The 21557-nt window shown below is 60.8% G+C and carries 24 protein-coding genes and 1 tRNA gene; 5 read left to right on the top strand and 20 right to left on the bottom strand.

Annotated features, from left to right (window positions below; genetic code table 11):
• Positions 1–86: 86 nt before the first annotated feature.
• From NA645_RS01950 to metG, 5 genes are all read right to left on the bottom strand, one after another.
• Positions 87–407 carry a hypothetical protein gene (locus tag NA645_RS01950; RefSeq protein WP_256047249.1) on the bottom strand — a complete coding sequence of 107 codons (321 nt, stop codon included), beginning with the start codon at positions 405–407 and terminating at the stop codon, positions 87–89.
• A 94-nt stretch (positions 408–501) separates the two neighbouring features.
• Positions 502–575: transfer RNA gene (locus tag NA645_RS01945), tRNA-Gly, on the bottom strand.
• Between the two features lie 68 nt (positions 576–643).
• Positions 644–1336 carry a pseudouridine synthase gene (locus tag NA645_RS01940; RefSeq protein WP_256047248.1) on the bottom strand — a complete coding sequence of 231 codons (693 nt, stop codon included), beginning with the start codon at positions 1334–1336 and terminating at the stop codon, positions 644–646.
• Complete coding sequence (locus NA645_RS01935) at positions 1336–1545, bottom strand: cysteine-rich CWC family protein (protein WP_256047247.1); 210 nt, start codon at positions 1543–1545, stop codon at positions 1336–1338. Before NA645_RS01935 ends, NA645_RS01940 begins: the two co-directional genes overlap by 1 nt.
• Before the next feature lie 95 nt (positions 1546–1640).
• Positions 1641–3683 carry a methionine--tRNA ligase gene (metG, locus tag NA645_RS01930; protein WP_256047246.1) on the bottom strand — a complete coding sequence of 681 codons (2043 nt, stop codon included), beginning with the start codon at positions 3681–3683 and terminating at the stop codon, positions 1641–1643.
• Positions 3684–3877: 194 nt separating this feature from the next.
• Here metG and apbC point away from each other — a divergent pair, with 194 nt between their 5' ends.
• The gene (apbC, locus tag NA645_RS01925; RefSeq protein ID WP_256047245.1) at positions 3878–4972 is read left to right on the top strand and encodes an iron-sulfur cluster carrier protein ApbC; all 1095 of its coding nucleotides are present in this window, start codon (positions 3878–3880) and stop codon (positions 4970–4972) included.
• A gap of 112 nt (positions 4973–5084) precedes the next feature.
• Here the strand turns inward: apbC and NA645_RS01920 are convergent, their stop codons facing one another.
• On the bottom strand, positions 5085–5294 hold the full coding sequence (locus tag NA645_RS01920) for a cold-shock protein (protein WP_003282211.1): 210 nt from the start codon (positions 5292–5294) through the stop codon (positions 5085–5087).
• Positions 5295–5610: 316 nt separating this feature from the next.
• On the opposite strand from NA645_RS01920, the gene dcd reads away from it, so the two are divergent.
• Positions 5611–6177 carry a dCTP deaminase gene (gene dcd, locus NA645_RS01915; protein WP_256047244.1) on the top strand — a complete coding sequence of 189 codons (567 nt, stop codon included), beginning with the start codon at positions 5611–5613 and terminating at the stop codon, positions 6175–6177.
• A gap of 102 nt (positions 6178–6279) precedes the next feature.
• On the opposite strand, the gene NA645_RS01910 is transcribed toward dcd, so the two are convergent.
• From NA645_RS01910 to NA645_RS01900, 3 genes are all read right to left on the bottom strand, one after another.
• Complete coding sequence (locus NA645_RS01910; RefSeq protein ID WP_256047243.1) at positions 6280–6963, bottom strand: SDR family oxidoreductase; 684 nt, start codon at positions 6961–6963, stop codon at positions 6280–6282.
• A 178-nt stretch (positions 6964–7141) separates the two neighbouring features.
• On the bottom strand, positions 7142–7723 hold the full coding sequence (locus tag NA645_RS01905) for a superoxide dismutase (protein WP_037023489.1): 582 nt from the start codon (positions 7721–7723) through the stop codon (positions 7142–7144).
• Positions 7724–8085: 362 nt separating this feature from the next.
• Positions 8086–8688 (bottom strand): LysE/ArgO family amino acid transporter, encoded by a 603-nt coding sequence (locus NA645_RS01900; protein WP_256047242.1) that lies wholly within the window; start codon positions 8686–8688, stop codon positions 8086–8088.
• Positions 8689–8785: 97 nt separating this feature from the next.
• On the opposite strand from NA645_RS01900, the gene NA645_RS01895 reads away from it, so the two are divergent.
• Positions 8786–9673: a LysR family transcriptional regulator ArgP gene (locus tag NA645_RS01895; protein WP_256047241.1), complete on the top strand. Its 888-nt coding sequence runs from the start codon at positions 8786–8788 to the stop codon at positions 9671–9673.
• Between the two features lie 4 nt (positions 9674–9677).
• Here the strand turns inward: NA645_RS01895 and NA645_RS01890 are convergent, their stop codons facing one another.
• On the bottom strand, positions 9678–9959 hold the full coding sequence (locus NA645_RS01890) for a hypothetical protein (RefSeq protein ID WP_256047240.1): 282 nt from the start codon (positions 9957–9959) through the stop codon (positions 9678–9680).
• Between the two features lie 375 nt (positions 9960–10334).
• Between NA645_RS01890 and NA645_RS01885 the strand changes: the two genes are divergently transcribed.
• Positions 10335–11261: an ATPase gene (locus NA645_RS01885; protein WP_256047239.1), complete on the top strand. Its 927-nt coding sequence runs from the start codon at positions 10335–10337 to the stop codon at positions 11259–11261.
• A gap of 145 nt (positions 11262–11406) precedes the next feature.
• On the opposite strand, the gene pncB is transcribed toward NA645_RS01885, so the two are convergent.
• From pncB to hmpA, 5 genes are all read right to left on the bottom strand, one after another.
• A complete protein-coding gene (pncB, locus tag NA645_RS01880) occupies positions 11407–12612 on the bottom strand; it encodes a nicotinate phosphoribosyltransferase (protein WP_256047238.1) in 1206 nt (401 codons plus the stop codon).
• 361 nt (positions 12613–12973) lie between these two features.
• Positions 12974–13153, bottom strand: a complete 180-nt coding sequence (locus tag NA645_RS01875) for a hypothetical protein (protein ID WP_256047237.1) — start codon at positions 13151–13153, stop codon at positions 12974–12976.
• A gap of 160 nt (positions 13154–13313) precedes the next feature.
• Positions 13314–13490: a general stress protein gene (locus NA645_RS01870; protein ID WP_019342274.1), complete on the bottom strand. Its 177-nt coding sequence runs from the start codon at positions 13488–13490 to the stop codon at positions 13314–13316.
• Between the two features lie 197 nt (positions 13491–13687).
• Positions 13688–13921, bottom strand: a complete 234-nt coding sequence (locus tag NA645_RS01865; RefSeq protein WP_272891925.1) for a hypothetical protein — start codon at positions 13919–13921, stop codon at positions 13688–13690.
• A gap of 64 nt (positions 13922–13985) precedes the next feature.
• A complete protein-coding gene (gene hmpA / locus NA645_RS01860) occupies positions 13986–15164 on the bottom strand; it encodes an NO-inducible flavohemoprotein (RefSeq protein WP_256047236.1) in 1179 nt (392 codons plus the stop codon).
• Positions 15165–15443: 279 nt separating this feature from the next.
• Here hmpA and NA645_RS01855 point away from each other — a divergent pair, with 279 nt between their 5' ends.
• The gene (locus NA645_RS01855; protein WP_256047235.1) at positions 15444–15668 is read left to right on the top strand and encodes a DUF2188 domain-containing protein; all 225 of its coding nucleotides are present in this window, start codon (positions 15444–15446) and stop codon (positions 15666–15668) included.
• Here the strand turns inward: NA645_RS01855 and NA645_RS01850 are convergent.
• The 5 genes from NA645_RS01850 to hyi all read right to left on the bottom strand — a co-directional run bounded on the left by NA645_RS01850 (position 15665) and on the right by hyi (position 21550).
• Positions 15665–16549, bottom strand: a complete 885-nt coding sequence (locus NA645_RS01850; protein WP_256047234.1) for an urea transporter — start codon at positions 16547–16549, stop codon at positions 15665–15667. The two genes, NA645_RS01855 and NA645_RS01850, sit on opposite strands and share 4 nt — an antisense overlap.
• Before the next feature lie 225 nt (positions 16550–16774).
• The gene (gene pyk, locus NA645_RS01845) at positions 16775–18190 is read right to left on the bottom strand and encodes a pyruvate kinase (protein WP_256047233.1); all 1416 of its coding nucleotides are present in this window, start codon (positions 18188–18190) and stop codon (positions 16775–16777) included.
• Between the two features lie 52 nt (positions 18191–18242).
• Positions 18243–19514, bottom strand: coding sequence for a glycerate kinase type-2 family protein (locus NA645_RS01840; RefSeq protein ID WP_256047232.1), 1272 nt, complete (start codon positions 19512–19514; stop codon positions 18243–18245).
• A gap of 325 nt (positions 19515–19839) precedes the next feature.
• Positions 19840–20730: a 2-hydroxy-3-oxopropionate reductase gene (locus NA645_RS01835; RefSeq protein WP_256047231.1), complete on the bottom strand. Its 891-nt coding sequence runs from the start codon at positions 20728–20730 to the stop codon at positions 19840–19842.
• 37 nt (positions 20731–20767) lie between these two features.
• Positions 20768–21550 (bottom strand): hydroxypyruvate isomerase, encoded by a 783-nt coding sequence (hyi, locus tag NA645_RS01830; protein ID WP_256047230.1) that lies wholly within the window; start codon positions 21548–21550, stop codon positions 20768–20770.
• Positions 21551–21557: the final 7 nt, after the last annotated feature.

Below are 21557 nucleotides of genomic sequence, written 5' to 3'. Positions count from 1 at the left end.
GATGCGCAGAGACTTAGCTTGCGTTCTGCTCATGCCAATCCCATCAGCTGAAATCTGCGTACCGGTTGGGAGGTAAGCTGCAGGTATTAGCGTCCGCGACGACGTGCTTCTTTATCCAGCGACACGACGTTCCTGCCGTCTGTGCCGTCTGCGTGTCCGATTGCATCCTGGCGATGCAGCAGATGGGCTATCAGCGTGCATCCAGCAGCTGAAAAGTGAAACGCCACCCACTTCCTTTTGCGTCCTTCGGCTTCAAACCAAGCCTCAACATCTGGTGACATACGAGCTCGGTGCGAGCGATGTTCTTGATTGTAGAGGGCTAATATCTTCTCTTTAGGGCAGAAAGTGTTCGGATCCTTCGGAGAACGTGCGTCGGCGCTGGGGTATTCGTACGGACGACCTACCATGGTTTCCTCCGTTACTATGCAGCTTCGCAGTGCAGTAACTGTCGCCGTTACTGTCACCGAAATAGAAGGTTCCACAAAGAACCTTCACGAAATATGGAGCGGGCGAAGGGAATCGAACCCTCGTCATGAGCTTGGGAAGCTCAGGTAATGCCATTATACGACGCCCGCGTAGGCAGCCTTTGTACCAGAAGGGCGGGGTGAGTAGAAGCGGTGCGGCGTTATCGCGGTGAATGTTTTCAGATCTGCTCGATTTCTGCCGGCGTCAGGCTGCGGTACTGGCCGGGGGCGAGGATGGGGTCGAGCAGCAGCGGGCCCATGCGTTCGCGGTGCAGGCCGGTGACCTTGTTGTTGAAGTGGCCGAACATGCGTTTGACTTGATGGTAGCGGCCTTCATGCAGGGTCAGGCGGGCCTGGTAAGTGCTTAGCAGTTCAAGTTCGGCGGGGAGGGTGGTGTGGTTCTCGAAGCGAAAGTAGAGACCTTCGGCGAAGCGCTCGACGCAGATAGGGTCGATGGGGTCTTCGGTTTCCACGAGATAGGTTTTGCCCAGCAGGCTTTCCGGTTGGGTGAGGCGGCGGGACCAGAGGCCATCGTTGGTGATGATCATCAGCCCGGTGGTGTTGAAGTCCAGTCGCCCGGCGATGTGCAGCTCTTCCTTGTCCGGTTCGTCGAGCAGGTCGAGCACCGTGGGGTGTTGCTGATCGGCAGTGGCGCTGACGCAGCCGGCCGGTTTGTTGAGCATGAAGAAGCGTGCGGGCTTGCCTGCTTGCAGTACCTCGCCATCCAGCTCGATACGGTCGAAGACGCGAACGTCATGTGTGCCGTCGCAGACCGTCTCTCCATTGACCGAGGCACGGCCCGAGGCCAGCAGCAGGCGCGCCTGGCGATGGCTGCAGTGGGGCAGGTTGGCAAGGAAGCGGTCGAGGCGCATTACGGGTTTGCAGGCAACTCGCCGCGGGCGCAGCGGGGGCAGATGCAAGCTTTATTAAGCGCATCGTCCGGGATCTGATCGCGGGCTTCAGGTGCTATTTCGGCGGTGAAGCACCAGCAAGGCCGTGTGGCAGTGGCTGGGTTGGCCAAGCCGCACTGGTTGAGCTCGCCGCAGATCGGGCATTTATGGATATCAGGCGAATCAGTCATAACCGCCTCCGGGCAGTGGCAGCGCTTGATGCAGTGGTGCGATGGGGCCGTTAAATAGAAAGCCCGGCATTGCACCGGGCTCTTCATACAGGTCGTTACTTGACGCGTTGACCTGGCTTGGCGCCGCTGTCGGGGCTGAGCAGGTAGATTTCTTCACCGCCAGGGCCGGCGGCCAGCACCATGCCTTCGGAGACGCCGAACTTCATCTTGCGTGCGGCGAGGTTGGCAACGTACAGCGTTAGGCGGCCTTCCAGTTTGCTTGGGTCCGGGTAGGCGCTCTTGATGCCGGAGAACACGTTGCGCTTGGCATCGCCAATGTCGAGCGTCAGGCGCAGCAGCTTGTCGGCGCCTTCCACGAATTCGCACTTCTCGATCAGCGCGATGCGCAGGTCGACCGCTGCAAAGGCGTCGAAGGCGATTTCGGCGGCGATAGGCTCTTTGGTCAGCTCTCCATTGCCGCTCGGCTGGGCGGCGGTTTCGGTGGAGGCGAGGTCTTCCTTGGAGGATTCGATCATGGCTTCGATTTTGGCAGGCTCGATACGGGTCAGTAGCGGGGTAAAGGCGTTCAGCTGATGATTGGTCAGCAGCGTTTGCAGGTCGGTCCAGCCTAGCGGCTCGACATTCAGGAAGCGCTCGGCGTCGGCGGCCAGGTTCGGCAGCACCGGCTTGAGGAAAATCACCAGTTGGCGGAACAGGTTGATGCCGGTGGCGCAGATCGCTTGGACTTCATCCTGCATGCCTTCCTGCTTGTTCAGTGCCCAGGGTGCCTTGTCGGCAATCCAGGCATTGGCGCGATCGGCCAGCGCCATGATTTCGCGCATGGCGCGAGCGAAGTCGCGACTTTCATAAGCGTCGGCAATGGACGGTGCGGCGGTCTGGAAGGCGTCGGTGAGTTCCGGTGCGGCGTTGCGCTCGACCATGAGGCCGCCGTTGCCCTTGTGGATGAACCCGGCGCAACGGCTGGCGATGTTGACGACTTTGCCGACGAGGTCGGAGTTGACCTTTTGCACAAAGTCTTCGAGGTTCAGGTCCAGGTCATCCACGCCGCGACCTAGTTTGGCCGCGTAGTAATAGCGCAGGTATTCCGGGTTCAGGTGTTGGAGGTAGGTGCGCGCCTTGATAAAGGTGCCGCGCGACTTGGACATTTTCTGCCCGTTCACCGTCAGGTAGCCATGCACCGCAACGGCGGTGGGCTTGCGCAGGCCGGCGCCTTCGAGCATGGCGGGCCAGAACAGGGTGTGGAAGTTGATGATGTCCTTGCCGATGAAGTGATAGAGCTCGGTGGTGGAGTCTTTCTTCCAGAACGCATCGAAATCCAGTTCCGGACGGCGCGCGCAGAGGTTCTTGAAGCTCGCCATGTAGCCGATGGGCGCATCCAGCCAGACGTAGAAATACTTGCCGGGCTCGTCGGGAATCTCGAAGCCGAAGTAGGGCGCATCGCGGGAGATGTCCCACTCGTGCAGGCCGCCATCGAGCCATTCGGCGATCTTGTTGGCGACCGAGTCCTGCAGGCTGCCGCTGCGAGTCCACTCTTTGAGCATCGCTTCGAAATCGGGCAGCTTGAAGAAGAAGTGCTTGGAGTCGCGCAGCACCGGAGTGGCGCCGGAGATGGCCGAGCGTGGGTTCTTCAGTTCGGTGGGCTCGTAGGTGGCGCCGCACTTTTCGCAGTTGTCGCCGTACTGGTCTTCGGCCGCACACTTCGGGCAGGTGCCCTTGATGAAGCGGTCGGCGAGGAACATGCCTTTCTCGGGATCGAAGTACTGGGTCACCGAGCGGGTTGCGATGTGGCCGGCGTCGCGCAAGCGGGTGTAGATCATCTCGGACAACTCGCGGTTCTCTTCCGAGTGGGTCGAGTAGAAGTTGTCGAAATTAACCAGGAAGTCCGCGAAATCGGCGCTGTGTTCGGCCTGCACGTTGGCGATCAGTTGCTCGGGCGTGATGCCTTCCTTTTCGGCGCGCAACATGATGGCCGAGCCATGGGCGTCGTCGGCACATACATAAATGCACTGGTTGCCGCGCAGCTTCTGAAAGCGCACCCACATGTCCGTCTGGATGTACTCGAGCATGTGGCCAAGGTGGATCGAACCGTTGGCGTAGGGCAGGGCACTGGTAACGAGGATCTGACGGGCTTCGGACATGGGGGAAATCTGCAGTCGGGGTTGCGAAGTGAGCTGGTCACTATAAAGGTGCGACGTTTTTTTTTCACCCGCACTGGCGCGGCTGATGTCGGTCAGATGCCAAGTGCCGCGCCATGTTGACGCGGTTGATGAGTCCATACGGCACCACGGGGTAAGATGCCCGTCTGTTTTACTAGGTTTTCTTGGGAGTAGTCATGACCGTCACACGCGAAGCTGTCGAAGCCGTACTGCGCCAGTACACCGACCCGAACTTGAACCAGGACCCAGTGAGCGCCGGTTGTGTACGTTCCATCGAGATTCAGGGCGACCGCGTCAGCGTACAGATCGAGCTGGGCTACGCCGCCGGGCTGTTTCGCAGCGGTTGGGCGCAAATGCTCGCGATGGCTATCGAGCAGCTCGAAGGCGTGACGCGTGCTGACGTCCAGGTCGACTGCGTAATCAAGCCGCACAAGGCGCAGGACCAGGTGCCGGCCCTGTCCAATGTGAAGAACATCATCGCGGTGGCTTCCGGCAAGGGCGGTGTCGGCAAGTCCACCACTGCGGCCAATCTGGCGCTGGCGCTGGCCCGCGAAGGCGCGCGTGTTGGTGTGCTGGACGCCGATATCTACGGGCCGAGCCAGGGCATCATGTTTGGCATTCCCGAGGGGACCAAGCCGCAGATTCGTGATCAGAAGTGGTTCGTGCCGCTGGAGGCGCATGGCGTACAGCTGATGTCCATGGCGTTTCTGGCTGACGACAAGACGCCGATGGTCTGGCGCGGCCCGATGGTTTCCGGGGCCTTGTTGCAATTGATCACTCAGACCGCCTGGAACGATCTCGACTATCTGGTGGTGGACATGCCGCCGGGTACCGGTGACATCCAGCTGACCTTAGCGCAGAAGGTCCCGGTGACCGGTTCGGTGATCGTCACCACGCCGCAGGATCTGGCGCTACTGGACGCCAAGAAAGGCGTTGAGATGTTCCGCAAGGTGAACATCCCGGTGCTGGGTGTGGTGGAGAACATGGCCATTCACATCTGCTCAAATTGCGGCCACGCCGAGCATTTGTTCGGTGAAGGGGGCGGCGAGAAGCTGGCGGGTGAATACAACGTCGACCTGCTGGCTTCGCTGCCGCTGTCCATGGCTATCCGCAGCCAGGCTGACGCTGGCAAGCCGACGGCCATTGCTGATCCGGAAAGCCAGATCGCCATGATTTATCAACAAGTGGCGCGAACAGTCGGTGCGCGAATCTCGCAGAGTGGGCAGATCATCGCCCAGTCCATGCCGAACATCATGGTGACCGACGACTGACCGAGAGGGTAAGGCGGCGCTTGGCGTCGCCTCTGCCGAGCTGTGCTGACTGGCAAATCTCAGGCACAAAAAAGCCCCGCCGAAGCGGGGCTTTTCTTAAAGAAGCTTCAGGTTAGATAACCTGAACTTCCTCAGCTTGCATGCCCTTCTGGCCGCGAGTAGCGACGAAGGAAACTTGCTGGCCTTCTTTCAGGCTCTTGAAACCGTCGCCCTGGATGGCGCGGAAGTGTACGAAGAGGTCGTCACCGGATTGCGGAGTGATGAAGCCGAAGCCTTTTTCATCGTTGAACCACTTAACGGTACCGGTTTGGCGATTGGACATTTGAATGTCTCCTTGAACAATGTAGAGATGATTTGAACGGGCAAATACCCCGAACGGTGACTGTGTGCAAGGAGTTAGGAGTCGTAGCAATGATCGGATCGAAATCTAAACATGTAGCGATTCACGGTGACACATGCAGCAGCAGCCAAGGAAAGATACTCCATTTCTGTCGCAATGCGAGCATTATTTTCAGTTTCCGGCCAAAGCGTCAGAGATGCGACGCAAGGTCTTGGGTCACGGCCTTTGAACCGGCTTCATGGCCTCGGTAAGATGCGCACCTTATCTAACGCCCACCAGCCATATCAGGACGCCAGCCATGAGCATCAAATCGGACAAGTGGATTCGCCGGATGGCCCAGGAGCACGGCATGATCGAGCCCTACGTCGAGCGCCAGGTGCGCACCGAGGGCAACGAAAGACTGATTTCTTACGGCGTGTCCAGTTACGGCTACGACGTGCGCTGCGCCGATGAATTCAAGGTTTTCACCAACATCAACTCAGCAACCGTCGATCCGAAGAATTTCGACGAGAAGAGCTTCGTCGATATCCAGAGCGACGTCTGCATCATTCCGCCGAATTCCTTTGCCTTGGCCCGTACCGTCGAGTACTTCCGCATTCCACGTAACGTGCTGACTATTTGCCTAGGCAAGAGCACCTATGCCCGCTGCGGCATCATTGTCAACGTGACGCCGCTTGAGCCGGAGTGGGAAGGGCACGTGACGCTGGAATTCTCCAACACCACTACGCTGCCGGCGAAGATCTACGCCAACGAGGGTGTCGCGCAGATGCTCTTCCTTGAATCGGATGAAGAGTGCGAGACGTCTTACCGTGATCGCGGCGGTAAGTATCAGGGCCAGCGCGGAGTAACGCTGCCAAAGGCGTAAGCTTCAAAATCCTGGATTGCTGGTAGAGCCTCGATGCGAGTGATGACTCACGTTGCCACTCGCATCGTCGTTTCCGGCGCCTGAACGGTACGGTTCATTGCTTCACCAGGGCAATGTCTCGCCCTGATAATCGATGAAGCGATGACCGCCCTGGCCGGCAGCGCGCTTGACCTGCTCGACCATGCCGCGGCAACTGGTTTCGACATCCAACGGTGCCTCCGCTCCGCCCATATCTGTCTTGACCCACCCGGGATGCATCGACAGCACCGTAAGGCCCGTCTGTTCTCCGAGTTCGGCCACGAAAGTCCGGGTCAGATGGTTGAGTGCCGCCTTGCTCGCGCCATAAAGCGGCATGCCCATACCGGGCCCGGTCTCGACGCTGCCCATGATCGAGCTCATGAAGGTAATGACGCCGTTGCTCGGATCGACCAGCGGCAGCATGCGCTTTGCCAGTCGTACCGGCGCGATTGCGTTGGTCGTGAACAGCTGACCGACTTGCTCATGTGTCGCTGTATCGGCCGAGAGCGTACGAGAGCCGGAAATACCGGCGTTGATGTAGAGGACATCCAGCGTAATGCCCGACAGCCGCTGGATGAGCCTGTCGAGGCCGGCGACATCATCTATATCCAGCACTTCGATACGAATATTCGCGACGGCCTCCAGCTCATTCGCGCGCTCGGGATCACGAATGGTCGCGATCACTTGCCATCCTTCGCTGGCGAACTGTTTGGCCAGACCCAGGCCGAGACCGCGTGATGCGCCGATGATCAACACTGTGTTGGACATTGGATAAGCTCCGAGAGAGACGGGCTGACAAGCATAGTCGATACCGTCTAGGCACTTGCCTGGGCTCGGCAGCTGCGCGGGTGCCTGAAACGAAAATGCCCGCATCACCGGGATGCGGGCACTTCGGTTGCGAGCGTCACGGGGCGGGTGAGCCGTCCCGTGTTGCTAGCAGGGTGTCTCAGCCAGCGAAGTTCTTCGCGACGAAGTCCCAGTTCACCACGTTCCAGAATGCTTCGACGAATTTCGGACGAGCATTGCGGTAGTCGATGTAGTAGGCGTGTTCCCAGACGTCGCAGGTCAGCAGCGGCTTGTCACCAGCGGTCATCGGGTTGCCGGCACCGATGGTGCTCGCCAGGCCGACGCTGCCGTCGGACTTCTTCACCAGCCAGGCCCAGCCGGAGCCGAAGGTGCCGATGGCGGTCTTGGTGAACTCTTCCTTGAACTTGTCGAAGTCGCCGAAAGCGGCGTTGATGGCATCAGCCAGGGCGCCGGTCGGCTGGCCACCGGCGTTCGGTGCCATGCAGTTCCAGAAGAAGGTGTGGTTCCAGACCTGAGCGGCATTGTTGAAGATGCCGCCGGAGGAGGTCTTGATGATGGTTTCCAGATCCTTGCCTTCGAACTCGGTGCCCGGGATCAGGTTGTTCAGGTTGGTGACGTAGGCCTGGTGATGCTTGCCGTGGTGGTATTCGAAAGTCTCGGCGGAAATGTGCGGCTCGAGGGCATTCTTTTCAAACGGAAGCGGCGGCAATTCGAAAGCCATGGTGTATCTCCTGCTCAGGTGTCGAGAATAGATGCGGCTCGGAAGGAGGCAGTCTGCGCTGATGATCAGCGCCTCGCGGAACGGGGAAACTACTGCACTGATGCTCGTCCGTTTACGCCTGTCTTGCCCTTCGCTCGCTACATGCGTGCGCATTCTTTGGCCGTTCACGGGCGGCCGTGATGGCGGGCTGAAACATTCCGCTCCATGCCCGCGAACCAGGGATCATAGCACCCACCCTGTGGCAAAACCACGCGCCAACTGTGTGGAAAACCGAAGCCAGAGCGACCCAGTGGAAGGTCAGCACTGGGAATGGTGGTGCTGAAAAGCCCTCTGCGTGGACACTCGATCGGGGCCGGTGTTCCTCAGGCGAGGACAACCAGTTGTGCTGCGATGGCGAACATCATTGCTGCCACACCCAGATCGATCAGGCGCCAGGTCAGCGGCCGCGCCAGCCAGGGTGCCAGCCAGGCTCCGCCGAGCGCGAGAATCAGGAACCACAGGGTCGATGCGCTCGCAGCCCCAAGCGTATAGGCGCCGGGCTCGGGTTGCTGGGCGCCGAGGGAGCCAATCAGTAATACCGTATCGAGGTAGACGTGCGGGTTGAGCAAGGTGACTGCCAACGCGGCCAGCAGCACGCTGCGCAGGGAGCGCGGGGCGCGCTGGGTATCTTCAAGCAAGGCTTGCGGTCGTGCCGCACGGCGCAGGGCGATGACGCCATAAAACAGTAAGAACGTTACGCCACCCCAACGGGTGATTTGTAGCAGCAGCGGGTTCTCCGCAAGCACCGCAGCGAGGCCGAAGACCCCGACGCTGACCAGCAGGATGTCGCAGAGAATGCACAGCGCGGCGACCGGTAGATGGTGTTCGCGTCGCAGACTTTGGGCCAGGACGAACGCGTTTTGCGCGCCGATGGCGATGATCAAGCCCGCCGTGACCAATAACCCGTTGAAATAGCTCTGCCACATGTCTTGCTGCCTGTTTCCATTGAAAGACGGCTCGCAGTCTCGGTGGCTCTTACGTATAAGGAAAACGAAATATGCTGATGCCATATAAGGAAATCTGATGTTCGACTACAAACTGTTGGCGGCTCTGGCTGCGGTGGTCGAGCAGGCCGGTTTCGATCGGGCCGCGCAGGCACTGGGGCTGTCTCAATCGGCGATTTCCCAGCGCATCAAATTGCTGGAGGCTCGGCTGGGCCAGCCGGTACTGCTGCGCGCCACGCCGCCGCAGCCGACCGAGGTGGGCCGACGCCTGCTCAACCATGTGCAACAGGTGCGTTTGTTGGAGCGAGATTTACAGGGTCAGGTACCGGAGCTGGACGAAAATCGCCTGCCCGAGCGGCTGCGCATCGCCTTGAATTCCGATAGCCTCGCGACTTGGTGGGCGGAAGCGGTGGCCCCGTTCTGCACCGAGCACGGGGTTGTGCTCGATCATGTGTTGGAAGATCAGGCGGTAGGTCTCAAGCGTATGCGAGCCGGGGAAGTGGCTGCCTGTGTTTGCGCTGTGGAGCGCCCCTTGGCCGGAGCTCGCAGTCAGTTTCTCGGTGCCATGCGCTATCGCGCCCTTGCCAGCCCAGCATTCATTGCGCGTCACCTCCCTGGCAACGCACCGGCGGAAGCCTTGTTGCGGGCCCCGGCCATTGTCTTCGGGCCGGATGATCAGTTGCAGCATCGCTATCTGGCCTCGCTGGGTTTGAGCGGCGCCTTCAGCCACCACCTTTGCCCGTCATCGGAGGGATTCGTTCGCTTGTTGGAAAGTGACTTGGGCTGGGGCCTGGTGCCTGAACTCCAGGTACGTGCCGAGCTTGCCAGCGGCGCTCTGGTGGATGTGTTTCGTGGTAAGCCGATCGACGTTCCGCTTTACTGGCATCACTGGCGCAACGGCGGTGAGTTGCTTGCTGAACTTACCCGGCAGCTGACGCACTCGGCGAGGCAATGGCTGGTGGACTGAGTGCTCAGCCGAGAACCCGCTGCCCGCGATAGATGCGTACCGAAGGCTCACGCTTGCCGCCATCGCCGATTGAGACCGGTTTAGCTGTAACGGGCGTATGTGTGTCAGTGAAGGTGGCCAATTGTCTGCCGAGCTCGCGCGTCATTTCATCTGTCGAGCGGAGGCAGGCCGTCAACATAGCTTGAATGGCATCGGGCTGGCTCAGGCGGATATCCAGCTGCTGCTCGTCGCGCAGGCGACGGCGCAGGTGCTGCATGCAATCCAGGAAAGCCTTGTTGAACTCCATGGCGATTCGTCCTTCTGATGCTGCCCGCCGAACTCGAATTTCAGGGCCCGACATCCATGTCGGAAAGCGCTATCCGATGGCAAGACTGACGAAGCAATGGGCGTACCAAGTTCAGCTTTAGCGGCGCTTTCATCGGTGGAATTTCCTTGTCAGTCCCGTCGCGTCTGGGTTTGGCGGTTTCGCCTTGTTTCAGGAGCAACTAAGCAGTTCCGTTATCGCACCGCATTGTTGCGGCTGGACTGCACGATCTTGAGCCGCGGCCGCGCCAAACGCGTGATCGAGGTGCACTGATTGCCACATTCACACCGCTGAAGTGGCTTCACTGAATCGTTATACTGCGCGCTGTTTCTCGCTTCGCGCTACCAAAGGTATCCCATGCGCAACGATGCTCACGACGAATTGGACCACGTACCCAGCCTCACCGCCGGCCGTGACCGCGACCCCTATCCTGCGCCTGAACTCGATCCGGTCATCCGGCCTGCGAGTGGCCGTACCGACGATGTGCGGCATAAGCGCCGTGCTGCCAGCACGGCGCCGCTGTGGATCATGATCGTGGCGCTTTTCGCCCTGTTGGCGGCACTGGGCTGGTGGAGCATGCAGCAGATTTCCCGGCTGGAGGTGCAACTGGTTGCCACGCAGGAAAGCTTTGCGCGCATCAGCGAGGACGCCGCCGGCCGGCTGCAGGATATTTCCGGAAAGATGGTTGCCACCGAGTCCAACGTGACGACCGAAGGCGAAGCGTTGAAGTTGCGTATCAAGCAACTGGAAAAGCAAACGCTGGATCTGGCTGAGCAGCAACGCGCGATCACGACCCAACTGCAGAGTCTGACCGGCAAACAGGGCAATCAAGACCAACGCCTGGATGAGCAGGGGATACGTGTCGGGCGCGTCGCCACCGACCTGCGGGATCATCAGTCCGCTACCGCAACGCTCACCGAGACCGTCAAAGGCGTGGCCGGTGAACAGGCGGGGCTCAAGTCTTCGCTAGCGAGTCTGCAGGGCTCGGTGGCTGAGCTTAACAAGCTGTCGGCGCAGATCGATGGGCTGAGTAACTTGTCTGCCCGGCTTGACGGCTTGAGCAAGGACATCGCCGCGCTAAAACAGCGAGGCGACGGCAGCCAGGCGGTCAGTCGGCTGGAGCAGGATATGTTGATTCTGCGCAGTGAGCTGGATAACCGGCCCGCTGCCACGCCTGGCGTCAATACGTCCGAATTCGACGCCTTCCGCGCGCAGATGACACGCAATATCAGCACCCTGCAATCGCAGATTGCCAATTTGCAGGGGCAAATCAGCGGTCGTTGAAGCTGGCAGAGGGGCAACGGGGGGGGATTTGCTTTGAGCGGCAGTACCAAGCCGTTCATAGATAGAACGCTACCGGCCAAGCTGCGCCCCAGTGTAATGGTGAGACCTCCGCGCCCGGCCTTGGCCGGGCGCGCTGTACCGGAATTCAACGGTCGTCGTTCACGCCGAAAACATGTTTGAGATAGGCGACGAAAGCCTCGTCGCGACACATGGTTTTGCCTGGCGAGTCGGAGATCTTGGCCACCGGTTGGCCGTTGCAGCTGGTCATCTTGATCACCATGTTGGTCGGCTGAACGCCTGGTATGTCACAGGTCAACTGCGTGCCGATACCGAAGCTGGTGTTGCTGCGTCCCGCCAACGCGCGGTAGATGCCAAGCGCCTTGGGGAAGTCGAGACCATCGGAGAACACCAGTTGCCGCGTCATCGGGTCGATACCGAGCTGGCGATAGTGGGCGATGGCCTTTTCCGCCCATTCGATGGGATCGCCCGAGTCGTGGCGCAGGCCATCGAAGAGTTTCGCCAGGTACAGATCGAAATCGGCCGTGAAGGCATCCATGGTGATGCAGTCGGTAATGGCGATGCCCAGCGCGCCGCGGTATTCACGGGCCCAGCAATCCAGGGCGGCGCTCTGGCTGTCTATGAGTCTGGGCCCCAACTGCTGGTGCGCCATGATCCATTCATGCGCCATGGTGCCCATGGGCCTCAGATCGAGCGTACGGGCGAGATGAACATTGCTGGTGCCGACGAAGTTTCCGGGAAACCGGTGCTTCAAGCGTTCGACGATCAACGCCTGCACGGCAAAAGAGAAGCGTCGGCGGGTGCCGAAGTCGGCGAGATTGAACCCCGCCAGCTCTTCATCAGTGGCTTCGTCGCGCAGCCACTGGAGTTTTTCGTCGAGTCTGTCGCTAGCCTGTTCGAGCGTTACGTTCGGGTAGCGGGCTCGATTGCGCACCTCACTGATGATCGCCAGCAGCGGCACTTCGAACAGAATCACATGGAGCCAGGGCCCGCGTAGGTAGATCACCAGTTCGCCTGCTTCGAGTTCGGCGCGCACGTAGCGCAGGTCGAAGCGGAACAACCCGAGGAAACGGATGAAATCCGGCTGCATGTAGGGGATGCGATCGAGAAAGGCGAGTTCGTCCTGGCTGATTTTGAGTTCAGCGAGCGCCTCGATCTGCTGACGAATGTCGTTCAGGTACGGCGCCAGATCTTCCTTTGATCGGCTGCGGAAGGCCCATTCGACCTCGGCGTTGGGGTAGTGATGCAGCACCGCCTGCATCATTGTCAGCTTGTAATAGTCGGTATCCAGCAGGCTCTGAATGATTTGGTCGGAGAAAATGCTGGCGCTCATGGCTGCTCCTGATTGCTGGGAAGGCTAGGGTCTGTTGTCGTTTCGTTCGCGACCGCGCCGGAGCTTGTTTTTGCGCGAGGCAAGGCCGCGCCCGCTCCCGGCGGGCCTGCGGCATTCAACCCATCCATGGGGATCGCAGAGGAGTGAAGTTTGGTCATTCCAAATAAACGATGAGAAACGCCGCCTTGCGCAAAAACAGGCCCGGCCCGAAGGGGTGCGCGGCAAATGTCGCCATGCGGCGTTGCGGGACTTGGCAAGGGAACAACAGTACCTGCGTCCCGCGCCTTGCGGAACGCCGCCCGGCCTGGCGATATTTGGCGCAGCGACGCGGCTCGCGACGAAACGGCAACAGACCCTAATATCAGGCCCCGCCGATACCTTCGATCACCTTACCCGTGCCGCCACAGTTCTGGCATTCTCCGGACTCGTTGCGTCCACTGCCGTTACATACAGGGCAGATATTTTCACCAGTACCCGGTGTGCCCGGAACGGCTTCATCGCCTGTATTGAGCGGCGGCGTTTCGTTGGTTGTTTGGCTCATGTCCCGCGCCTTTTTCAGTTCTTTGATTATTAATTAATAGTTCATATTGGGCGTTAACCGTTGCGTCGATATATTGTCGTGATGCTAATAACGATTTATTAACCCCGATAAACAAAAAGGGCAAAGGTTTTACCCTTTGCCCTTTTTGTAACGAGGCGCATCAGCTGTTGCTGTTGCGTCCACCGCCGTGGCTGTTCTGACCACCTTTGCGGCCTGCTTCAGAGGCCTTTTCCCGGTCGTTGGCGAAGTTGCCGCCGCTGTTATGGCCGCCCTTCTTACCAGCTTCAGACGCCTTTTCGCGGTCGTTGGCAAAGTTGCCAGGATTTTTGTTTGCCATGTCTTTTTCTCCTCGATGGATAGAGACTTTCTGCGGGGCTGTACTACTTCACCAGCCTTCATGGATACAGAGCTTGGTTGCGTCTCAGGAGTTTCCAGAAAAGAACAAGCGGCAGACGAATGGTTACTAACTGCTCTTTATTAATGGCGTTATGGTTGCACAGCGAAACGGCAACATCGAAGTTTTTATAAAACTTATTAAGCGGCCAGCGTTAATTGACGCTGTGCCAGTAACCGCATCACATAGCCGATCTTGAGCGCGGTGGGGCCCAGAATCACCAGCGCATGGCAGCCGACCACCGCGCCCAGAGCCAGATGCCGATCGAAGACGTAGGCACCTGCAACGCCGAACAAAAGCAGAACCAGGCCGATCGCCATGGACAGATTGGCGATGCTGAGCAGACGGTGCGGGTCGAACGGTTGCAGGATCATCGTAATTACCTCGTGACGATGGTGTGGATGACGGGCCGGTGGTAAGTGGCCCGTTCGGGTTGAATCACTCTAGCGCTGAAGCCGGCCCGAAAAACTCGTAGCGGGCTTGCTGTTCCGGTACGCCAAGCGCTCGCAGCTGCCGGCGAATCGCCGCCATGAAGGGTTTAGGGCCCAGGAAATAGGCATCCAGATCGCGATCGGCAGGCAGCCAGGCATCCAGCCGCTCCTCGGTTATTAGGCCGACGGCATCTGGTTGGCTGTCGTCGCCCTGATGCTCGTCGTAGCAATAGAAACGCTTGAGCTGGCCGTGCCGCTCGACCAGCGTGTCGATGGTCCGGCGGAACGCATGGGTGTCGGCATTGCGGGCGCAGTGGATGAAATGTATCGGTCGAGCCGTCTTGACCGCTTCCTCGAGCATCGCCAGGGTTGCCGTGATCCCGACACCGCCGCTGATGAGCACCAGTGGTTTGTCGCTGTGCTGTAGGGTGAAATCGCCAGCAGGGGCGAACAAATCGAGGCTTTGGCCTTCCTCCATGCGGTGCAGCGCGTTGGAGGCGACGCCGTTAGGCTCGCGTTTGACGCTGATGCGGTAGTCACGACCGTTGCTGGCAGCGGAGAGCGAATAGTTGCGGCGTATCTCCTCGCCATCTACCAGCAGGCGCAGACCGATGTACTGGCCAGGCTGGTGTGCAACGACCGCGCCGCCGTCTCCGGGCTCCAAATAGAACGAGGTGATCTCGCTGCTCTCGACTACTTTGCGAGCAATCCGGAACGCGCGCGCGCCACGCCAGCCGCCGGGCGCCTCTGCCGTCACGCTGTACATCTGTTCTTCAGTGTCGATGAGGATATCGGCGAGCTGTCCATAAGCGGCGGCCCAGGCATCGATGACCTCATCGGTCGCAATCTCTTCGCCCAGCACTTCGCGAATCGCTCGTAGCAGGCAGGAGCCCACAATGGGGTAGTGCTCCGGCAGTACTTGCAAGGCCACGTGCTTGTTCACTACCTGAGATACCAGACCGCCGAGCTGATCCAACCGATCGATATGTTTGGCATACATCAGCACGCCGTTGGCCAGCGCTCGCGGCTGATCGCCGCTGGCTTGGTGCGCCTGATTGAACAGGGGACGCACTTCGGGGTGTTCGGCCAGCATCAGCTTGTAGAAGTGATTGGTCAGGGCTTCTCCACCGGTCTCCAGCAACGGGACGGTGGCTTTGATCAGGGCACGCTGTTCGGCACAAAGCATGGAAAACTCCAGTAATAGGGAGGGCCCGTCTCTCTTGTGGTCGCAAGCGATGCGCAGCAGCCGGACGGGTCGAAGTGACCCTTGCGATATTCGTTCCAGGCTGGAATTGACCGGAATCAAGGGCGCCGCAACGGCCCTTGGTGAATACGACCCTGATAGATGCGGTTTTAATAACCTTGTAGGGTCATGGTTACCCTGCGTATTCGCCGGGAACGTATCGAACCGCTGCGCGCGCCAGCGTTCCAAGCTTCGACTATCGAGCAGCTTATGGAGGCAACTATGGAGAACTACCACATCACGCACGACGGCGATCGCTGGGTGCTGCGCGAGGAAGGGGACAAGCGGGCACTGCTGGAGGCGGCGACCAAGGAGGACATCGTCAACGAGACGCGGGACTACATGAAGCTTCGTACCGCGTCGGTGAAGATTCACACCCTCGACGGGCAGATCGAAGAAGAGCGGACCTACCCACGCGATCAGGATCCGCGTGCGACCAAGGGCTAAACGCGTTCACTTCGCCTGGATCGCCAACGCTGTCCCAGCGCGACCAGCCAGCAAGCCATGATGAATGGCATGGTCAGTGGCGGCAGACCCAGCCGGTCGAATCCCGCCCTGAGCAGTACTGCCGCGATGATCGCCAGCAATGGCGCCACCCAAGAGCGATGGACCTGGCTGACCGCCAGCGCGGCGAGGGCCGGGTTGTAGCCGGCCAGCCCGGCCAGGGCCTCCTGCTCCGAACCGCCAGCCGTCAGTACCAGGGCAAGGCCGCCGATCGAGCCGCATAGCATCCAGGCCGCGGCTCTGCGATCGGCCAGCCATACGGCCACCAGCAACAATAACCCGGCCAGCGGTTGGCCGAGGAAGATTACCTGTCCGATACCGGAGGTGACCGCGAAGAGCAACGCCGGGCCATCCAGTATCAGCGGTGCGTCGAGCCGCGCCTGAGTGACCAGATCGAGTGCCCCCGCCAGGCCCAGGGCAAGCCAGCCGAAAAGCACAAAGGGCAGCGTGAAGCCGGGCAACCAATTGCGTTCGCGCATGGCAGCTATCAGGCGCACCTGCAGTAGATTGGCGATTACGGCCCCGAGCGCAATCAGCCCAAGCGTAAGCACCGATAGCCCCAGCAGCAGCACGAACAGCAAGCCCAGCAGCGCCGCGTTGTAGCCGTAGAGCCCGATATCGATATCGGATTGGCGATAACCCAGTGCGACGGCGCTGAACGTACCCACCAGCGCGCCGACCACTGCTCCGGCCAGCAACGCGGGCGCATGAAAGGCGATGGCCAGCAGGATCAGGAGACCGCAGCCGGAATGTGCCTGCAGAAATATCTGACTGAAGCCGTTCAGAACGGCAAGGGTGCAACGCGACGGGCGAAGAGTGGGCATCTAATGTTATGGCAGGAGGTAAGTGGGCTACGTTGCAGGGATGAATCGCTCAGACAAACGAAGAACGACGAGCCGAAGCTCGCCGTCATGGATCACAGCCACAAGGCCTGTATGGCGCGCTCCGCACACCGGAACGGACTCAGTTAAACGCCGCGTGTGCAGACACAATTCGTCGCTAGCCTCGACTCGCTTGGTGTGCGGAGCGCACCCTATATGTACCTGACCTCAGTTGAGCATCTCGATCCGCAGCGAGTTGGTCGTCCCCGGCTGGCCGAGCGGCACCCCGGCGGTAATCAGCACCGTATCACCGGTGCCGGCCATGCCCTGGGCACGGGCCAGTTCGAGTGCGTTGAGGCAGACATGCTCCATGTCCTGCATCGGCGCATCAATCACCGAGTAGACGCCCCAGGCCACTGTCAGCTTGCGCGCGGTAGTGACGTTCGGAGTCAGGCTGAGGATTGGCGTGCTGGGCCGCTCGCGCGAGGCGCGCAGGCTGGAGCGTCCGGACTCGGTGTAGTTGACCAGCACCGCGATCGGCAGGATGCCACTGATCCGGCGGATTGCGCAGCTGATGGCATCGGGCAGCGTCGCTTCGGCACTCGGGCGGTTGACGTCGAGCTGGGCCTGGAAGTCCGGACCACTTTCCACCTGGCGGATGATCTTGCTCATCATGCTCACGGCTTCCAGCGGATAGTCGCCCGAGGCGGTTTCCGCTGAGAGCATCACCGCGTCGGCGCCTTCGGCCACGGCGTTGGCCACGTCAGTGACTTCGGCGCGGGTCGGGGCAGGGGAGAAGCGCATGGATTCGAGCATCTGCGTCGCCACCACCACCGGCCGGCCGAGCTGGCGGCAGGTGCGGACGATGTTCTTCTGGATGCGGGGCACGCTTTCGGCCGGTACTTCCACGCCCAGATCGCCACGCGCGACCATGATCGCGTCGCATAGGCGGGCAATTTCGCGCAGGTGCTGCACCGCGGATGGTTTCTCGATCTTGGCCATCAAGAAGGCGCGGTCGCCAATCAGTTCGCGCGCTTCGTGAATGTCCTGCGGACGTTGGACGAAGGACAGCGCTACCCAGTCGACGCCCAATTCCAGGCCGAAGCTCAGGTCGCGGCGGTCTTTCTCGGTCAGCGGACTGAGTTCCAGCACCGCTTCGGGCACGTTGACGCCCTTGCGGTCGGACAGCTCGCCGCCGGCCACCACGCGCGTCTCGATGGCGTCTGCATGCTTGGCGATCACCGTCAGGCTGAGACGCCCGTCATCGACCAGCAGGCTCATGCCCGGCTGCAGGGCATCGATGATTTCCGGGTGCGGCAGGTTGACCCGGCTGGCGTCGCCAGGTGTCGGGTCGAGATCCAGACGCAGGGTCTGCCCGCGCACCAGCTGCACCTTGCCCTCTGCGAAACGCCCGACGCGCAGCTTTGGCCCCTGCAGATCCATGAGGATGCCGATCGGCTGGTTCAGCTGGCGCTCGACCTCGCGAATCCAGCCGAAACGCTCGGCATGGTCGGCATGCTCGCCGTGGCTGAAGTTGAGGCGGAACAGGTTGACCCCGGCTTCCACCAGCGCGCGCACGTCATCGATGCTGCGTGTGACCGGGCCGAGGGTGGCGAGAATCTTGACTTTCTTGTCGGGCGTCATGGCAGGTTCCACTGGCAGTTATCGTTATAAGAAACGCGCGCTGGCTCCGTCTTCAGGCGGATGGTGGCAAAACCAGAATTGCGCGGAAATCGTTGACGTTGGTGCGCGTCGGGCCGGTCATCAGCAAGGCATCGAGCGCTTGGAAGTAACCGTAGCCATTGTTGTTCGCCAGCTCGTCAGCCGCGCTCAGGCCCAGCGCTTCGGCGCGGGCGAAGCTGTCCGGGGTCATCAGCGCGCCGGCATTGTCTTCCGAGCCGTCGATGCCATCGGTATCGCCGGCCAGCGCATAGACGCCGGGCAGGCCCTTGAGATTCTCGGTCAGGCTCAGCAGAAACTCGGCGTTGCGTCCGCCGCGGCCTTCGCCACGGATCGTCACCGTGGTTTCGCCGCCGGAGAGAATCACGCAGGGTGCGGCAATCGGTTGGCCGTGCAGTACCACCTGACGGGCGATGCCGGCATGGACCTTGGCCACTTCCCGCGATTCGCCTTCCAGGTCACCGAGGATCAACGGCGTGATCCCGGCAGCCCGTGCTTTCTCGGCTGCCGCATCGAGCGACTGCTGCGGTTTGGCGATCAGCTGGAAATGGCTGCGCGACAGGCAGGGGTCGTCCGCCTTCACGGTTTCCGAGCGCGGATCTTCCAGCCACTGGCGCACGTTGGCCGGAATCTCGATGTTGTAGCGGGCAAGGATTTCCAGGGCTTCGGCGCTGGTGGTCGGGTCGGCTACCGTTGGCCCGGAGGCGATCACCGTGGCTTCATCGCCGGGTACGTCGGAAATCGCGTAGGTGTAGACGCTGGCTGGCCAGCAGGCCTTGGCCAGTCGTCCGCCCTTGATTGCCGAAAGGTGCTTGCGTACGCAGTTCATCTCGCCGATGTGCGCGCCGGAACGCAGCAGCGCCTTGTTGATCGCCTGCTTGTCGGCCAGGCTGATGCCCTCGGCCGGCAGCGCCAGCAGGGATGAGCCACCACCGGAAAGCAGGAAAATCACCCGATCGCTTTCCTCAAGGTTGCTGACCATTTCCAGTACGCGGCGGGCGACGCGCTCGCCAGCGTCGTCCGGCACCGGATGCGCGGCTTCCACCACTTCGATCTTGCGGCAATCGGCACCGTGACCGTAACGCGTGACCACCAAGCCGGAAATCTCACCTTCCCAGGCTGCTTCGATGGCTTCGGCCATGGCGGCGGCGGCCTTGCCCGCGCCGATGACGATGGCCCGTCCGCTGCGGTCGGCGGGTAGATGGTCGGCCAGCACCTGGCGTGGATGGGCGGCATCGATGGCGGCGGCAAACAGCTCGCGCAACAGGGCTTGGGGATCGAGGGTCATGTGCGGTTCCTTGTATGAGGTCTGGGGCCGATTCCAGACCTTAGGGCTCGTCAATGCAAGCCCTAAGGTTTGGAATCGACCCACCCGGCAATCGGGCCGTGACTCCTTCTGCCGAGCGGGTCGAAAGGGGTGCCGTCCGGAAACGGCGGCTGAACGCTGGTTGCGCAAGGGCCTGGTCGTGGGGGACGCTGTGATTCCGGCCTTGCACACCCGTGTTCAACTCTCGAAGCACCGCTGGCGTCGAGCTTTGCGGTAACCCACCACCTGGGTTCTGTCTGTCCTGAAGGTGGGCGCGCTAGCTCGACTCAGCGGGCTCGGAGCTGTTTCAATCCTTGCGGATCGAGAAGTTGGACATGTGCTCCAGACCCTTGATCAACGCCGAGTGGTCCCAGCCGCTGCCACCGAGGGAGGCGCAGGTGCTGAACACTTGTTGCGCATTGGCGGTGTTAGGCAGGTTCAGGCCCAGTTCGCGAGCGCCGGCCAGTGCCAGGTTAAGGTCCTTCTGGTGCAGGTTGATGCGGAAGCCCGGATCGAAGGTGCCCTTGATCATGCGCTCGCCGTGCACTTCGAGGATCTTCGAGCCAGCGAAGCCACCCATCAGTGCTTCACGCACCTTGGCCGGATCGGCACCGTTCTTGGCGGCGAACAGCAGGGCTTCGGCTACGGCCTGGATGTTCAATGCCACGATGATCTGGTTGGCCACTTTGGCAGTCTGACCATCTCCGTTGCCGCCGACGCGGGTGATGTTCTTGCCCATGGCCTGGAGCAGCGGCAGGGCGCGCTCGAATGCATTGGGGCAGCCGCCGACCATGATCGACAGGGTGCCGGCCTTGGCACCCACTTCGCCGCCGGAAACCGGAGCGTCCAGATAGGCGGCGCCAGTGGCCTTGATCTTCTCGGCGAACTGCTTGGTGGCGCTGGGCGAGATCGAACTCATGTCGATCACGACCTTGTTCGGGCCGACGCCTTCGGCGATGCCGTTCTCACGGAACAGCACGTCTTCTACATGCGGGGTGTCCGGCACCATGACGATGATGAACTCGGCTTCCTGAGCCACTTCCTTCGGGTTGGCCAGGGCCACGGCACCGCCCTCGACCAGCACGGCCGGAGCGGGATCGTGATGAGTGGAAACGAAAATGCTGTGGCCGGCTTTCTGCAGGTTCTGAGCCATGGGCAGGCCCATGATGCCGGTGCCGATAAATCCGATTTTAGCCATGAGTGTTCTCCTCTTTATTCGTCTGGGTCGCGTCAGTTCAGATAGCGTTATGCGCTTTCATCCAGCCGAGGCCGGCTTCGGTGGTAGTGGCCGGCTTGTATTCACAGCCGATCCAGCCCTGGTAGCCGATGCGGTCCAGATGCTCGAACAGGAAGCGGTAGTTGATCTCACCCGTGCCCGGCTCGTTGCGGCCAGGATTGTCGGCCAGCTGCACGTGGTTGATCACCGCCAGGTTGTTTTCCATGGTGCGGGCCAGGTCACCCTCCATGATCTGCATGTGGTAGATGTCGTACTGCAGGAACAGGTTGCTGCTGCCGACCTTGTCGCGAATCTCCAGCGCCTGAGAGGTGTTGTTCAGGAAGAAGCGCGGGATGTCGCGGGTGTTGATCATTTCCATGACCAGGCGGATGCCGGCCTCTTCGAGCTTCTTCGCCGCGTAGCGCAGGTTCTCGATAAGGGTCATCTCCAGCTTGCCGATGTCCGCGCCCTTGGGGGCGATGCCGGCCAGGCAGTTGACCTGGGTATTGCCCAGCACCTTGGCGTAGGCGATGGCCTTGTCGACCCCGGCGCGAAATTCCTCGACCCGCTCCGGATCGCAGGCGATGCCACGGTCGCCGCCCGCCCAGTCACCGGCCGGCAGGTTGAACAGCACCTGGGTCAGGCCGTTGGCGTCCAGCTGAGCCTTGATCTCCTCGGCGGGGAAGTCGTAGGGGAACAGGTACTCGACACCGCTGAAGCCGGCCTTGGCTGCGGCGGCGAATCGGTCCATGAAGTCCAGCTCGGTGAAGAGCATGGACAGGTTGGCGGCAAAACGTGGCATGGGTAAC

Source organism: Stutzerimonas stutzeri (assembly GCF_024448955.1).
GTDB lineage: Bacteria > Pseudomonadota > Gammaproteobacteria > Pseudomonadales > Pseudomonadaceae > Stutzerimonas > Stutzerimonas stutzeri_AQ.
Note: the sequence above shows the minus strand (reverse complement) of the source record. Positions and strands in the feature narration are given on the sequence as shown.